Genomic DNA, 15,419 nt, shown 5'->3' on the forward strand with positions numbered 1-15,419 from the left:
CGGCTCCCTACGCCGACCGGCCCCCCACCCGCTGCCCGGCTCCGCTCGGCTCCGGGACCGCCGCGGCCACGCGGGACGGGGCCGGGGCCGTCGACTCCCGTACGACCAGTCTCGGCCGGATGAGCAGCGACCGCCCCGCCGCAGGCGCCGAGTCGATCCGCGCCCGCAGCTGCTGGAACGTCTCCGCGGCCATCTCCGGCAGCGGCTGGCGGACCGTCGTGAGCGGGGGCTCGAAGAGGTCGGCGAGGAGGATGTCGTCGAAGCCGACCACGGAGACGTCCTGCCCAGCACTGCGCCCGGCGTCCTTGGCGCCCCGGCAGATCCCGATCGCGCACATGTCGTTGATGGCGACGAACGCGGTGGGCGGGCGCGGTCCGCCGAGGAGTTCCCTGGCTGCGTTCCGTCCCAGTTCGGCGGCGTCCTTGTCACCGAACTCGGCGGTTTCGGCGCCGGGCCAGACGATCGCGTCGGCCGGGTCCAGACCGGCCGACTCCAGGGCAGCCCGGAAGCCGCGCAACCGCTCACGGCGGTTGACGCTGTTGACCGAGCCGGAGACGAACGCCAGTCGGCGGTGGCCGAGTTCGATCAGATGACGGGTGGCGAGCTCGGCACCCATCGCGTTGTCGACGCTGATGGAGGACAGCGACGGCGGGTCGCCCGCCTGCGCGGTGCGGTCGAAGGCGACCATCTTCAGTCCGCGGCTGAGCAGCGGTGTCACATGGTCGAGCGAGGGAAGGGAGGAGCACAGCACCACTCCGCTGACCCCGTCCGCGAGCAGCTCCTCGCCGTACTTGAGCTCGCGGGCCGGATCGCGCTCACTGTTGCAGAGCAGTACGTGGTAGCCCTCGGCGAGCGCAATTGCCTCCAGCTCACGGGCGAGCGCCCCCCAGAACGGGTTGGCGACGGACGGCACAATGAGACCGATGACCTTGATGCGGCCCGTTCGCAGCATCCGGGCCGCTCGGTTGGGCCGGTAGCTGAGCTGCTCGATCACCTGCTCAACGCGGGCCAGCGTGGCCGCCTGCATACGGTCCGTGCGCCCGTTGAGGACGTTGGAGACCGTGCTCGCGGAGACCCCCGCGGCCTCCGCGACCTGATGGATCGTTACCCCGCTCATGCCACCTCCGGTTCGGAACGCATCTGACCTTAGCAGTGTATCGATTTACTGGACTCGGTTCACCGGTACACCCGTTAACATCCCTGAAAATTCATGTGCATCAGCTGTTGACGTCCCTCTCGTGGCGTTCCTAGCATCAGTGCATCGATTTACCAGTGTTTCTCAGCCATGGCTGAGTTGCCATCACTGGATCGATCCACAATCTCCACCTCAAGAGGGGTGTCCCATGGAACTCAAAAGACGGTCGCTGCTTGCTGCCATCGGTGCCGGCACCGCTGCCGCCGCACTCAGCGGGTGTGGCACCGGCACTTCGGCGGCCGGCTCCGCCAACGGCCCGGCCGAAGGCGAGATCACGCTGCTCACCCCGATCTACGAAGGCGCCGACGGCAAGACGCTGTTGGAGAAGGAGATCCTGGGCGGGTTCCGGAAGAAGTACCCGGACGTCAAGGTGAACGTGGACTACACCACGTACGAGCAGCTCAACGAGAAGATCACCACCGGGCTGGCGGGCGGACTGCTGCCCGACGTGCTGATGATGGGCGTGGGCTGGATCCCGCCGTTCGCCGCGAAGAAGGCGATCGCGGAGCTGCCCGAGAAGTTCGCCGCCGCGCACGACTACGAGAAGCGGGTCCTCGAACCGTCCCGGTACGACGGCAAGTTGTACGCACTGCCCGTCGTCCTCGACACCCGCATCGTCGTCTACCGCAAGGACCACTTCGCCGAGGCAGGTATCAAGAAGACCCCGGCGAACTGGGCCGAACTGCGCGCCGTGGCCAAGCAGCTCACGAAGGACGGCCGGATCGGGTTCGACCCGTTCTCCATCCATCTGCGCCAGTGCTGGGAGACCTTTCTCTTCGCCAACGGCGGCCAGCTGTTCAGCGCGGACGGCAAGAAGGTGCTGTTCACCGACGCCCGCGGGGTCGAGGCGCTGCAGTTCTTCAAGGATCTGATCAAGGACGGCTCCGCCGTCTACGCCAAGAAGACGGACCTCGGGGCCCCGACCAACGTACAGACCGGCAAGGCGTCGATGATGATGACGTCCAGTGCACTGTGGAGGCAGGTCGGCGAACAGACGCCGGACCTGATCAAGGACGACAAGCTCGGGGCGTTCATCCTCGCCAACCGCAAGCCCGCGATGCTCCAGGGCGGCACCCTTGTCACCCAGTCAGCCAGTTCCAAGCACCCGGCGGCGGCCCGTGCCCTCGTCGAGTACCTCGCGACGCCCGAGTCGATCCTCGGTGCGGCCAAGCAGCGAGGTTCGGTTCCCGGGCTGAAGGATCTCAGCGACTCCAGCTATGTGAAGGAGAACAAGTTCGTCGATCTCTCCCTGCAGAGCATGGGCGACGCGTGCTCGGAGGGTGGCACCGCTGCCTGGATGGAGATCCGCGAAAAGATCAAGCCCACGCTGGAGCCCGCCATCGTGGGCGGCCAGTCAGCGAAGGACGCCATCGCGGAACTCGGCCGGCTCGCCGAGGCCGCCATCGGCCGAATGTAAGGACCCGTCACTGTGGGAGCGACATCCGTAGTGAAGGCGAGGCCCGCGCGGCCGCCTTCCCCGACCGAGCACACGGTCGCGAAGAAACGTACCGGCCGGGCACCCACCGGTCCGGGGCGCCGCAGGCAACGCGCCGGCATGCTGATGGTGGCGCCCGCGCTGCTGCACGCCTCGCTCTGGATCGGCCTGCCGGTCGTCGCGTCGGTGGTTCTGGCCTTCACGAAGTACGACGTGCTGACGGCGCCGCAGTTCGTGGGCCTGGACAACTTCCGGGACATGCTGGACGACGCGGTGTTCCGCAAGTCCATCGTCAACACCGTCGTCTACACCTTCTTCACCGTGCCGTTCGGCATGCTGCTGGGGCTGCTCGTGGCCCTGGCGCTGCACACCGGGCTGAGGGCGCGGGGCATCTTCCGTACCGCGGTCTTCATTCCCCAGGTGACGGCGACCGTCGCGATCGCCCTGGTCTGGCTGTGGATCTACAACCCGGGCAACGGGCTGCTGAACACACTTCTGTCGTTCCTCGGGATCCAAGGCCCGGCCTGGCTGTCGTCGACATCGTGGGCGATGCCTTCGGTGATCCTGGTCGGCATCTGGCAGGGCATCGGCATGAAGATGCTCATCTACTTGGCCGCGCTTCAGTCCCTGCCGAAAGAGCTGTACGAGGCGGCTTCGGTGGACGGCGCGTCCAAGGTGCGGCAGTTCTTCTCGATCACGCTGCCGCTGCTGAAGCCCGCGACGTTCTTCGTGCTCATCACGTCGATGATCAGCGCGTTCCAGTCGTTCGACCAGATCTACATCCTGACCGACGGCGGCCCGGCCAACAGCACCACGATGATGACGTTCGAGATCTACAAGTCCGCCTTCCGGGAGTTCCGCATCGGCTACGCCTGTGCGCAGTCACTGGTGCTGTTCGTACTGCTGATGGGCTTCACCCTGGTCAACCGGCGGATCATGGGAGGCACCCGTGGCCACAACTGAGCTGCACAGGCCCGGGGCACTGGAGAAGGCCCGGCCCCGGACGAAGGGCAAGCCGCTCTCCGTCGGCCGGATCGCGCTCTATCTGACGCTCACCGTCGTCTCGCTGCTGATGGTGGTGCCGTTCGTCTGGATGGTGCTCACCTCACTCAAGACGCCGGTCGAGATCGCCTCGCAGGACGCCGGACTGCTGCCGGAACACTGGGATTTCGGAAACTATGTCGACGCACTGAAGGCGGCGCCGTTCGCGACGTACGCACGCAACAGCTTCATCATCGCGTTCAGCCACACCCTCATCAATGTGGTGGTGGCGTCGATGGCCGGGTATGCGCTGGCAAGGATCAGGTTCCGGGGCAGCGAGTTCATCTTCTACGCCTTCGTCGCCGCGCTGATGATCCCGACGTACACCAAGGTGCTGCCCGAGTTCCTGATCGTCCGCTTCATGCCGCTGGCCGGCGGGAACGACATCTTCGGCCAGGGCGGCAGCGGCTGGCTGGACTCCTGGTGGGCGCTCATCATTCCCGGCGCCGTCACCCCGTTCGCCGTCTTCCTCTTCCGCCAGTTCTATCTCGATCTCCCGGTGGAGCTGGAGGAGGCTGCCAGGCTCGACGGTCTGGGCGAGTTCAGGATCTACGCCCGGATCATGACGCCGCAGGTCAAGCCCGCGCTCACCACTGTGGCGCTGCTGACCTTCGAGTCGTCGTGGAACAACTTCCTCTGGCCACTGCTGGTGACCCGTACGGACAGCCTGCGGGTGATCCAGGTCGGACTCTCCGTCTTCAAGACGGAGAACGGCCCCCAGTGGCACTTCCTGATGGCCGGCACCACGCTGGCCACCCTTCCCATGGTCGTTCTCTTCCTCATCGGCCAGCGCTATTTCGTGCAGGGCTTCGCAACTGCCGGTCTCAAGTGACCGGTTCCGGCCCCCAGCGGCCGGTCATCGAAAGGTTTTCACTTCATGTCTGCTGATCTCAACGGCTCCCGCGCACTGGTGACAGGGGCGGGCCACGGAATCGGCCGCGCCATCGCTGTCGCTCTTGCCGAGGCCGGCGCCGATGTCGCCGTCCACTACCACTCCTCCGGCGACGAGGCCGCGAAGACGGTCTCCGCGATCGAGGCGCTGGGCCGCAGGGCTGAAGCGTTCAAGGCCGATGTCACCGTGACGGGCGATGTGGACCGGCTCGTCGAGGAGGCGGCCGGCTTCCTCGGCGGCCTGGACATCCTGGTCTGCAACGCGGGCCACCTGATCGGCCGGGCCAGGATCGCCGAGATGTCCGACGACCATTTCGAACAGGTCATCTCCACCAATCTGACGTCGACCTTCCGCACCGTGCGGGCCGCGCTGCCGCAGTTGACGAAGTCGTCGGCCGGGCGCATCATCACCATGTCCTCGCTGGCCGCGCACAACGGCGGCGGCCCCGGTTCGGTCGCCTACGCGGCGGCCAAGGCCGGTGTCCGCGGCTTCACGAAGGGCCTGGCCAAGGAGCTCGGCGGCACAGGCATCACGGTCAACACCGTGGCGCCCGGCTTCATCAAGGGCACCGCCTTCCACGACACGTTCACCGCGCCCGAGGCTCAGCAGGCGATGGAGGCGGGCATCCCGGTCGGCCGGGCCGGCACCCCGGAGGATGTCGCCGCCGCGGTCGTGCATCTGGCGTCGCCGTCGTCCGGCTTCCTCACCGCCACCACGGTGGACATCGACGGTGGCGTGTGGCCGCGTTGAGGCGCATCGCCCGGGAGCGGGGCGGCTGGTGGCACGCGTACGTCTGCCTGGCGCACGGTGTGGAACTCGACCACGGTGACCTGCTCGCCGGGGTCTTCCCGGCGGGCGGTGCGCGGTGTGCGTACGGCTGCCGGGTGGACAACGAGGCGGTGCGCGGCGCCTGGCTGGTGCTGTCGCACCAGGCGTGGGCGCGGCACCTTCGGGTGCTCGCCCACCGGGGCGAGCGTGCTCAGGCGGTGGAGCGGCTCGTCGAGTACGCCGGTCTGTACGCCGAGCTCGCCACCGAGCGGCACGGCGAGGCACAGACCTGGATGCTGCGCGGCCGGCTCTTCCATCAGGCGCTGACCGACGCCATCTGGGCTGTCAACATCGGGCACGCCGTGATCACGCTCGCCGAGGAATCCACGGAACATCTGGCGGCGGTGCTGCCGCTCCTCGACGACCTGGAGCGGGCTGCGCTGGACGCCCGGGACGTGCTGACCGGTCAGGGCCACCTCGCCTCCAATTACACCGCGTGGCTCAACGCCGCCGGTGTGGCGGCGAGTCGGGGCGCCGCCGCGGCCCGTGGCCAGGAGTGGGACGGCGCCAAGCAGTGGCTGGAGGGCGAGCACGGGCTGTATGCACATCTGCGGGTCGCGGTCGCCGATGACGGCTGGGAGTGGGAGGGCAGCACCTACTACCACGGGTTCGTGCTGCGGGCCGCGCTGCTGGCGCTGCGCTGCACCGACCCTGCGGCCGTTCCGTCCGATGTGGTGGACGTACTGGCAGCGATGACGGACGTACTGGCGACGATCGCCACTCCGGGCGGCATTCTGCCCGCGCTGCACGACGGTCCGTATCTGCGCGGTCCGCTCGCACTGGAGTGGCTCGAACTTGCCGCCCTGGCACAGCAGTTGGTTCCCTCCCCCGCTCTCGATGCGGTGGCAGGACGGGCCCGCGACGAGCTCGGCGCACAGGACGACGGGCTCGACCGCGAGCTGGGCGGATGGTTCGCGGGACCTCCACTGCCGGAACGTTCGGCGCCGACGCCGGTCACGGTGTTCCCCACCGCCGGGTACGCGGTGCTGCACCACGCCGGCGTCCACGCACTGCTGGACTTCGGTCCGCACGGCGGCTCGCACGGGCACCGCGACAAACTGTCGCTGTATCTGTACGGGGACACCACCCCGTGGCAGCCCGACCCCGGTCAAGTTCCTTACGCCCACGCCGAGTTCCGTGATCTGTACGCATCGACCGAGGCCCACCCCGCTTTCCGGGCGGACGGCGCGGAACAGGCCGAGTGCACCGGGAAGTTGCTCGGCTCGGACGGCTCCTGCGTCACGGCCGAGGTGACGACGGCGTACGAAGGTGTGCGTGCGGTGCGGCGGGTCGCGCTCGGCGACAGTTATCTGGTCGACCTGCTGACCGTGGCCGCCGAGGACGAGCGGCAGCTCGCCGCGCAGTTGCGTCCCGGTGTCGCGCTGGACATCCAGCTCCAGGCCGCGGGTCCGGTGCGCACCACCTGGTACGGCGAGGAGACCCTGCACGGCTGGCACACCCACACCCCCGGCGCGGCCGTGCGTCCGGTCACCCGGCCGGGCCCCGGTCCGGCCGACGATCCGCAGCGCATGCGTACCCGGGTCGACTTCACCGCGAAGTCGGACCGGATCACATTCGCCTCGGTGTATCAGGCGGCGTCGGCGGGCCCTGCCGTCACCGACGTACAGCTGGACGGTGACGGACTGCTGACGGTCGTGCTGGCCGACGGCAGCACCGCACGGTTCCGGACGGAGGACTGACCCTTGTTGCTCTCGGCGACCCCGCCGCCCGGTCCGCGCCTCGCGCAGGAGGTGCGGTTGCACGAGGAGGCCGCCCGCCACCGCGGGCTGACCCCGCCCCGTACGCACCCTCTGGCCAGCATCACCTGGCTGGGCCCGGCCGCCTCCAACCCGGCGCTGGCCTACCGGGTCGGCGGCGACCCGGCCCATCTGGCGGAGAGCCGCCGCTGGATCGAGGCCGCGGTGCGGCTGCCGCACTGGGGCAGGGCCCATATGCCGGACCACGATCTGGACGCCGGCTGGCTGCTGCACCATCTGTCGCTCGCGTACCGGTGGATCGGCGACGATCTGCCGGACGAGGTGCGGGCGCTGCTGCGGTACAAGCTGCTGCTCCAGGGGCGGCGGATGTACGAGTTCGCGGTGGCGAGCGAGGGCGGCTGGTGGTCGTCGTCGTACTGGCAGAACCACAACTGGATCTGTTACGCGGGTCTGGCGACGGCCGGATATGTGCTGGGCAAGGAGGAGTGGACCGAGCGTGCCAAGGACAACCTCGGCACGGTCCTCGATCTGATGCCCGAGGACGGCTCGCACGCCGAAGGTGTCGTGTACTGGCGCTACGGCGTGCCCTTCCTCGCCATTCATCTGGATCTCCTCCAGGAGGCGGAGGGCATCGACTGGTGGGGGCGGGGCGGTTTCCTCTCCCGCACCTTCCGCTACCGGCTGCACCAGACTGCCCCCGGCTTCGCGTTCAATGTCGACCACGGCGACTGCCACGACCGGCGCAGCGGGCACAGCGCCGGTCTGTACTACCGTCTCGCTGCCCAGTACGGCATCCCGGAGGCACAGTGGATGGGCGATCTCGCCTCGGGTGAACTGCTGTGGCAGGAAGCCGCGGAGAGCGGGGTGCGGCCCGGGATTCTGCCGGAGGCCTACCTCGAATACCTCTGGTACGACCCGTCCGTGGCCGGCGCCCGCCCCACCGAGACCAGGGCCTTCTTCCCGGATCTCGGTCTGCTCGCGGCCCGTACCGGCTGGGACGACGACGCCACGCTCGTCTCGTTCAAGGCAAGCCCCGGAGGTGGCCACAAGGCGTGGGAGACGTCGGCGAAGCACCGGGCCGAGCGGGGCTGGGAGACCCTCAACCAGGGGCACCACCACCCCGATTCGGGCTCGTTCGTGCTGGTCTCGCAGGGTGCGTTCCTCGCGGTCGACGAGGGCTACAGCAACCGCAAGCGGGCCGCGCATCACAACCTGCTTCTGGTGGACGGTCAGGGGTACGCGGACGAGGACCGCTACCACGTCTACAAGGACATCCCGTACGAGCGGCAGGCCCGGCAGCGTGATGTGCTGGCCGCCCCCGACTGCGGCTGGGCGCACGCCACGGCGGAGATCGCCGCGATGTACGACCCCGGGCTCGGGGTGCGGCGGCTGGACCGGACGCTGGTGTTCACCCCGTCGGGGCGGCTCGTACTGCTGGACCTCGCCGAGGCGGACGCGGAGCGGGAATGGACGTTCCTGCTCCAGACCGACCGGCCGACCGAGCCGCAGCCGGACGGCAGCCGGCTGATCCGGTCCGGGGCGGCCTCGGCGCTGGTGCGGCAGTTCGCGCCGCTGGACGGTCCGGTTGTCTCCGAGGCCACGGAGGTCGAGGCCAATCCGACGTCGAGTACGCCGGAGCTGCGTCTCACCCGCACGCTGCACACCCTGCGTTCGACAACCGCGCGGACGTCGAACGGTCTCTTCCTCACCGCGATCACCCCGGGCGCCGGACCGGTCGCCGCCGAGCGGGTCGTGTGCGCGGAGGGCGAGGGCATCTCCTTCGGCGAGGAGACCGTGCTCCTCTCCCCCGTCGCCCGCCGCATCCGTACCACCGCAGTCTCGGCCGATGCGGCGGCGGTGCTGCTCGGCGGCGACGGCGGCGCCCCCCATGTAGTGGCGGCCACCCGGCTGGAGCTGGACGGCCACGTGCTGCTCGATGTGCCGGAGCCGTACACAGGAAAGGTCGGCTGATCATGCAGGCAACCCTCTCGTCCGGCTGGCCGACGCTGCTGCGGCGGCTGGAGTTCGTGGCCTACCCGGCTGCCGCCGGGGCCGCGTTCACCGTGCTGTCGCTCGGTTTCGTGACCTGGCTGCCCGCGCTCGCCGCAATGGGACACGCCCTGCAGCGGTGGCGGGCGGAGGGTGACAGCCATTGCTTCACCAACGCGTTCAGCGCCTTCCCGCAGTACTGGCGAGCCCTGTGGCGCCATTCCCTGGCGTCCACCGCGGCGGGGATCATCCTGACCGCCGACATCGTCCATCTGCTGGGCCGTCCGGAGCCGTGGACGTTCGTACTGCTCGCCGCGCAGGTGGGCATCGCGGCCGCCCTGGTCATCCATCATGTGGCGCTCGCGGCCGAGGCGGGCCGGTCACCGCACGGCACGGTCCGCACCTGGTCGCGCGGTGCGCTGGCCCTCGGCTTCGGGTCCGCGGCCCGTGGCACCGCACTGCTCGGCGCGGTGATCTCCGCCGCGCTGCTCTCCCTCGTCGTACCGCTGGGGCCGCTGCTCCTCGGCCCCAGCATCCCCGTACTACTCGCTCTGTCCTTCGCAGACCCCAGGAGGCACACTCCATGAGCCGTGTACTACGCACCACTCTCGTCGCCGCGCTTGCCGCAGGCGCCCCGCTCGTCTTCCCCCCGACGTCCGTGGCCGCCGAAGCCGCCACCGCGTACTACGTGTCGCCGTCCGGCAGCGACTCCAACTCCGGTACGTCGGCGAGCGCCCCGCTCGCCACGATCCAGAAAGCGGTCGACCTGGCACCGACGGGCTCGGTCGTGAACCTCGCCGCCGGCACGTACAAGCAGGACGTCATGACCAAGCGCGCCGGAATCACCATCACCGGCCCGTCGAACGCCGTGGTGAAGGGAGCCGGCGACGCCCGGATCATTCAGGTGCAGCACGACTCGACGACGCTCAGCGGTTTCACCGTGGACGGGCTGCACGGGTCGTCCACCGATGTGTCGGGGTACCGCCTCAAGCTCATCTATGTCATGAGCACAACTCCCGGTAATGGTGTGGGCGGTCTGCGGATCACCGGAATGACACTGAAGAACGCCGCCGACGAATGCCTGCGGGTGCGCTATCTGGTGACCGGCGCCGACATCTCCGACAACACGATCACCAACTGCGGGGTGTACGACTTCAAGTTCGGCGGCGGCGGCAAGAACGGCGAGGGCATCTACCTCGGTACGGCCCCCGAGCAGCAGGGGGCGAACGGCGCCCCGGACGCGGCCCCCGACATCAGCAAGAACAACCGCATCCACCACAACACCATCGCCACCCAGGGCAATGAGTGCGTCGATGTGAAGGAGAACTCGACCAACAACTACGTCGAGTACAACGACTGCAGCGGTCAGAAGGACTCCAGCTCCGGTGGGCTGGACGCGCGCGGCAGCGGCAACATCTTCCGCTACAACACCATTCACGACAACGTCGGCGCGGGCATACGGCTCGGCGGCGACAGCGCGACCGACGGCATCAACACCAGTATTTACGGCAACACCATCACCGGTAACGCCGGCGGAGGCATCAAGTTCATGCGCACCCCGCAGGGTCCGGTGTGCACCAACACGATGAGCAACAACACCGGTGGCGACGCGGTCGGCACCTACGGCAGCGAGTACACGCCGACCGGTGCGTGCCCCCAGTGAGCGGGCGGGGACCCGCGAGACGCGGGGTACTGACGGCGGCGGCCGGGCTGGCCGCGGTCGCCGCGACGGCGCCGGGGGCACAGCCCGCCGAAGCTGCTTCCGGCGGTGGCGCGGCGGGCCGGTCACGCTGGACGACGTCCTGGTCGACCGCGCAGACCGCGCCGACCGCCACCGACGCGGTGGCGAGCGCCGGGCTGACCGACGGCACGTTCACCGCCAACGTACGGCTGTCGGCGGGCGGGACCGTCCGGCTGCGCTACGGGCACGCCTTCGGCACGGTTCCGGTCCTGATCGGTCCTGTGACGGCGGCCGGCCGACCGGTGACGTTCGGCGGGCGACGGCAGGCGTGGATCGCCGCGGGCGCCTCGCTGACCAGTGATCCGGTCGCCGGTCTGCGTACCCCCGAAGCGGCGGCGCTGACGGTGGAGACCCGGCTCCCCGGCCCCACCGGGCCGCTGTCCTTCCACCGCAACACCCATGCCTCGCACACCGTCGACGGCGTGCGCACCACATCGGTGTTCCTGCTGACGGGTGTCGAGGTGACGGGTGCGCACGGGCCGGTGATCGCGGTGCTCGGCGACTCCATAGCGGAGGGCGTCGGCACACCGGACGACGCCGATCTTCGCTGGCCCGACCAACTGGCCAGGCGCCTTCCCGGTTCGGCCGTCGCCAATCTCGGCATCAGCGGCAACCGGGTGCTGCTGGACGACGCCCGGTTCGGGCCGAACGGACAGGCACGCTTCGACCGCGATGTGCTGTCGCTTCCGGGGCTGCGGACCGTACTCGTCCATCTCGGCGTCAACGACCTCCAGCAGCCGCCGAGCCAGACCGATCCGGCGCGAATCCTGGCCGGGTACCGACAGCTGGTGCTTCGCGCCCGTAACGCCGGACTGCGGGTGGTCGGCGCGACCATCACCCCGTTCGGGGGCTGGACCCGCTGGTCGCCGGAACTGGAAGCGGTACGGCAGCAGGTCAACGCGGCGGTCCGGACCGGCCGGGTCTTCGACGCCGTCGCCGACTTCGACGCGGCACTGCGCGACCCGGAACAACCGTCGCGGATGCTGCCCGCGTACGACAGCGGCGACGGACTGCACCCCAACCCCGCCGGTCATGCCGCGCTGGCCGCGGCCGTAGACCGCCGACACCTTCTGTGAGGGCCGCATCATGAACCCAGGCACCACTCCGGGCGCCACCCGGCGCACCGTTCTCGCCGGGGCGGCGGTGCTCGGCGCAGCCGCCGCCCTGCCGCTCACGCTCACCGCGGCCACCGCGCACGCGGCGGCCCGGGACGCCGTCGTCGATGACGCCGCCTCCCTGCGCACCCGCTGGCACACCCTGCTCACCGGCGGCCCGGGTCTCGACCTGACGGACCCGCAGATCGCCGCGGCCGTGGCCAGGATCGGCAAGGCCGCCACCACTTCGGCGAAGGGCCTCGACCCGGCCCGTACCGACGGGCTGTTCCCCGATCTGACCAGCACCACGCTCTCCAACCACGTCACGACATCGTTCAAGCGGCTCGCCACGGTCGCGACCGCGTGGGCCGTGCCCGGCACTCCTCAGTACGGTGACACCGCGCTGCGCGATCTGCTGCTGGCGGGCATCGACTGGATGCTGACGAACCGATACGGCCCCGGCCACACCCGGTTCGACAACGACTGGGACTGGGAGATCGGCTCCGCGCTCGCTCTCAACGACGCGTCAGTGCTGCTGTACGACGCGCTCGGGACGGAGCGGCTGGGCCGGATCACCACCGCCGTACGGCACTACACGCCCGACCCGAACCTCTGGCGGGCCGACCGGCAGATCGCGACCGGTGCCAACCGGGTGTGGATCTCCACCGTCGTCGCCGTCAACGCCGTGCTCCGCGACAACGGCGACGATCTGGCCCGGGTCCGTGACGCTCTTTCGGACGTCGAGGGTTCGGGTGCCAACAGTGTCCTCGCCTTCAACGACGAGGGCGCGGCGGCGGAGGGTACCGGCGAGGGCTTCTACTCCGACGGTTCGTTCCTCCAGCACTACAAGCACCCGTACAACGGGGGGTACGGCAAGGAGCTGCTGGGCAATCTCTCCCGGCTGCTGAACCTGCTCGCCGGTACGGCGTGGACGGTCACCGACCCCGATCTCGACAACGTCCGCAGCTGGGTCGACGACGGCTTCGACCCGCTGCTGGCCCGCGGCGATGTGATGGCGTCGGTGTGCGGGCGCGAGATCGCCCGCCCCAGCAAGCAGGGCCATGTCTCGGCGCAGACGGTCATCGAAGCGGTGGTGCGGCTGATCCCGAGCTTCCCCGGCGAGGCGGCCGACCGGTTCACCGCCCTGGTCAAACAGTGGATCGCCGAGGACACCTACCGGGACTTCCTGGCCGTCACCGACCTCGCCTCGCTCGTCGCCGCCCGGCAGGTCATCGCTTCCCCGGTCCCTGCGCGCGGGCCGCTGGTCGCGCACAAGCAGCACCCGCGGATGGACAAGGCGGCCCACCACCGGCCGTCCTTCGCGCTGGGCATCTCCGCGTACTCGTCCCGGATCTACAACTACGAGTCGATCCAGAACGAGAATCTGCACGCCTGGCACCTCTCCGACGGCATGGTCCTGCTCTACACCGACGACCTCGGGCACTACAGCGAGGACTACTGGCCGACCGTCGACCCGACCCGGCTGCCCGGCACCACCGTCATCGCCGGCCGGCCCGCGGACGCGGCGGGGCAGCGCACCACCAGCACGGCCGACTGGGCGGGCGGCACCGCACTGCCCGGGACGACGCTCGGCGCGTACGGCATGGAGCTGCGCGCGTACGGAAGTTCGCTGCACGGGCTGAAGAGCTGGTTCTGCCTGGACGATGTGATCGCCTGTGTCGGCTCGGGCATCACCTCCGACGCGGGCACGGCCGAGACGGTCGTGGAGAACCGGAAGCTCCGCGACCCGAAGGCGGCGTTGCTCGTCAACGGCACGGCCGCGCCCACGGACGCCGGCTGGTCGGCAAAGCTCGACCAGGTGCGGTGGCTGCATGTCGCCGGGACCGGCGGCTACGTCTTCCCCGAGCCCGCCACGCTCCACGGCCTGCGCGAGGACCGCACCGCGACCTGGCGCGAGATCAACCTCAAGTACGGCACGGACACCCCGGTCACCCGCCCGTATCTGACGCTGTGGCAGGACCACGGCTCCGCGCCGAGCGGGGCGGGCTACTTCTGGCTGCAGGCCCCGGCGGCCTCCGCCGAGCGTACGAAGCAGTGGTCGTCCGCGCCTCCGGTGAAGCTGATCGCCCGCTCCACCGCCGTGCATGCTGTACGCCGCTGCGCGGACGGACTGGTCGCCGCGAACTTCTGGACCGCGGGCGCCGTACAGGACCTGGCCTCGGACGGTCCCGCCTCGGTGCTCGTACGACCGGACGGAAAGACGGTGAAGGTGTCACTGTCCGACCCGACACAGCTGCGGTCCTCGGTGGTCCTGGACCTGGCGAAGCGCGGTCTGACCGTCGTCTCCGCCGATCCGGGTGTCAGCACCGCACCCACCGGCAACGGCATCCGGATCACCGCCGACACCGCTGAACGCCACGGTGCAACGCTCAACCTCACCCTGAAGAGGAGCTAGACCCTTGCTGTTCGACATGGATCTGGACCGGCTGCGCGACTACCGGCCGGAGCCGGAGGAGCCGGCCGACTTCGACGCCTTCTGGGAGAAGACGCTCACCGAGACGGCCCGCCACCCCCTGGACGCCGAGTTCGTCCCGTACGACGCCGGCTTCGCGACCGTCGATGTGCTCGATGTGACGTTCCGCGGCTGGGGCGGGCAGCCCGTGAAGGCATGGCTGATGCTGCCGAAGGTGCGCTCCGGGCCGCTGCCCGCCGTCGTGCAGTACATCGGCTACAACGGCGGCCGGGGCATTCCGTACTCCTGGCTGACCTGGAGCGCACTCGGATACGCGCATCTGGTCATGGACAACCGGGGCCAGGGCGGCGGCGGCAAGAACACCGCGGACACCCCTGACATCGGTCCGGACGGGCACGGCTCGTCCTCCCCCGGCTTCCTGACCCGCGGCATCGAGGACCCGTACCGCCACTACTACCGGCGGTTGATCACTGACGCGGTGCGGGCGGTGGACGCGGCGAAGGCCCATGAGGCGGTGGACGCTTCGCGGGTGGCCGTGCTCGGGGGCAGCCAGGGCGGCGGGCTCGCCCTGGCCGTCGCCGGGCTGCGGGACGACATCGCGGCGGCGGTCGCCGATGTGCCGTTCCTCTGCCACTACCGGCGTGCCTCGCAGATCACGGACGCCGGACCGTATGCGGAGATCGCCCGCTGGCTGTCCGGGCACCGCTTCCGGATCGACGAGGCGATGGAGACCCTGTCCTACTTCGACGGCGTCAACTTCGCGGCACGGGCGAGTGCCCCGGCGTGGTTCTCGGTCGGCCTGATGGACAGGATCTGCCCGTCGTCCACGGTGTTCGCCGCATATCACCGCTATGCGGGTCCGGCCGAGATCGAGGTGTTCACGTACAACGGGCACGAGGGCGGCGCGGAGTACGACCTGCCGCGCAAACGCGACGCGCTGCGCGGCGTGTTCGGCCGCTAGTGTCCTGCGCCGGAGATCCGTTGGCAGAAACGCGCGAGGGAGTCGAGGATCTCCTCGGCCGTCTTGGTCCAGGTGAATGGTGTTGGGTTTT

At 69.6% G+C, this 15,419-nt stretch carries 12 protein-coding genes; 11 read left to right on the forward strand and 1 reads right to left on the reverse strand.

Going from position 1 to position 15,419, the window contains the following annotated elements:
* Positions 1–7: 7 nt before the first annotated feature.
* The gene (locus ACFVYE_RS38405; RefSeq protein WP_389608494.1) at positions 8–1,117 is read right to left on the reverse strand and encodes a LacI family DNA-binding transcriptional regulator; all 1,110 of its coding nucleotides are present in this window, start codon (positions 1,115–1,117) and stop codon (positions 8–10) included.
* 226 nt (positions 1,118–1,343) lie between these two features.
* On the opposite strand from ACFVYE_RS38405, the gene ACFVYE_RS38410 reads away from it, so the two are divergent.
* The 11 genes from ACFVYE_RS38410 to ACFVYE_RS38460 are packed head-to-tail and all read left to right on the forward strand — an operon-like array spanning position 1,344 to position 15,328.
* Entirely contained in the window at positions 1,344–2,612 is a 1,269-nt protein-coding gene (locus tag ACFVYE_RS38410; protein ID WP_383964833.1) for an ABC transporter substrate-binding protein, read from the forward strand.
* Positions 2,613–2,624: 12 nt separating this feature from the next.
* Positions 2,625–3,593: a sugar ABC transporter permease gene (locus ACFVYE_RS38415; RefSeq protein WP_327277172.1), complete on the forward strand. Its 969-nt coding sequence runs from the start codon at positions 2,625–2,627 to the stop codon at positions 3,591–3,593.
* On the forward strand, positions 3,580–4,503 hold the full coding sequence (locus ACFVYE_RS38420) for a carbohydrate ABC transporter permease (protein WP_383964830.1): 924 nt from the start codon (positions 3,580–3,582) through the stop codon (positions 4,501–4,503). The genes ACFVYE_RS38415 and ACFVYE_RS38420 overlap by 14 nt, the downstream gene beginning before the upstream one ends.
* 45 nt (positions 4,504–4,548) lie before the next feature.
* The gene (locus ACFVYE_RS38425; protein WP_383964827.1) at positions 4,549–5,313 is read left to right on the forward strand and encodes an SDR family NAD(P)-dependent oxidoreductase; all 765 of its coding nucleotides are present in this window, start codon (positions 4,549–4,551) and stop codon (positions 5,311–5,313) included.
* Positions 5,301–7,091 carry a heparinase II/III family protein gene (locus ACFVYE_RS38430; RefSeq protein ID WP_389608495.1) on the forward strand — a complete coding sequence of 597 codons (1,791 nt, stop codon included), beginning with the start codon at positions 5,301–5,303 and terminating at the stop codon, positions 7,089–7,091. Before ACFVYE_RS38425 ends, ACFVYE_RS38430 begins: the two co-directional genes overlap by 13 nt.
* Positions 7,092–7,094: 3 nt before the next feature.
* A complete protein-coding gene (locus tag ACFVYE_RS38435; RefSeq protein ID WP_383964821.1) occupies positions 7,095–9,080 on the forward strand; it encodes a hypothetical protein in 1,986 nt (661 codons plus the stop codon).
* 2 nt (positions 9,081–9,082) lie between these two features.
* A complete protein-coding gene (locus ACFVYE_RS38440) occupies positions 9,083–9,685 on the forward strand; it encodes a DUF624 domain-containing protein (protein WP_383964818.1) in 603 nt (200 codons plus the stop codon).
* Positions 9,682–10,761 (forward strand): DUF1565 domain-containing protein, encoded by a 1,080-nt coding sequence (locus tag ACFVYE_RS38445; RefSeq protein ID WP_389608496.1) that lies wholly within the window; start codon positions 9,682–9,684, stop codon positions 10,759–10,761. The genes ACFVYE_RS38440 and ACFVYE_RS38445 overlap by 4 nt, the downstream gene beginning before the upstream one ends.
* Entirely contained in the window at positions 10,758–11,915 is a 1,158-nt protein-coding gene (locus ACFVYE_RS38450; protein WP_383964812.1) for an SGNH/GDSL hydrolase family protein, read from the forward strand. Before ACFVYE_RS38445 ends, ACFVYE_RS38450 begins: the two co-directional genes overlap by 4 nt.
* A 10-nt stretch (positions 11,916–11,925) precedes the next feature.
* On the forward strand, positions 11,926–14,349 hold the full coding sequence (locus ACFVYE_RS38455; RefSeq protein ID WP_389608497.1) for a polysaccharide lyase 8 family protein: 2,424 nt from the start codon (positions 11,926–11,928) through the stop codon (positions 14,347–14,349).
* A gap of 4 nt (positions 14,350–14,353) precedes the next feature.
* On the forward strand, positions 14,354–15,328 hold the full coding sequence (locus ACFVYE_RS38460; protein WP_383964806.1) for an acetylxylan esterase: 975 nt from the start codon (positions 14,354–14,356) through the stop codon (positions 15,326–15,328).
* Positions 15,329–15,419: the final 91 nt, after the last annotated feature.

The organism is Streptomyces sp. NPDC058239 (genome assembly GCF_042882185.1).
In the GTDB taxonomy this organism is placed as follows: Bacteria; Actinomycetota; Actinomycetes; order Streptomycetales; family Streptomycetaceae; genus Streptomyces.

What these genes read in the sequence shown, in the direction of transcription:
- ACFVYE_RS38405 (WP_389608494.1), bottom strand. Translation starts at nt 1,117, where the DNA reads ATGAGCGGGGTAACGATCCATCAGGTCGCGGAGGCCGCGGGGGTCTCC.
- ACFVYE_RS38410 (WP_383964833.1), top strand. Translation starts at nt 1,344, where the DNA reads ATGGAACTCAAAAGACGGTCGCTGCTTGCTGCCATCGGTGCCGGCACC.
- ACFVYE_RS38425 (WP_383964827.1), top strand. Translation starts at nt 4,549, where the DNA reads ATGTCTGCTGATCTCAACGGCTCCCGCGCACTGGTGACAGGGGCGGGC.
- ACFVYE_RS38440 (WP_383964818.1), top strand. Translation starts at nt 9,083, where the DNA reads ATGCAGGCAACCCTCTCGTCCGGCTGGCCGACGCTGCTGCGGCGGCTG.
- ACFVYE_RS38445 (WP_389608496.1), top strand. Translation starts at nt 9,682, where the DNA reads ATGAGCCGTGTACTACGCACCACTCTCGTCGCCGCGCTTGCCGCAGGC.
- ACFVYE_RS38455 (WP_389608497.1), top strand. Translation starts at nt 11,926, where the DNA reads ATGAACCCAGGCACCACTCCGGGCGCCACCCGGCGCACCGTTCTCGCC.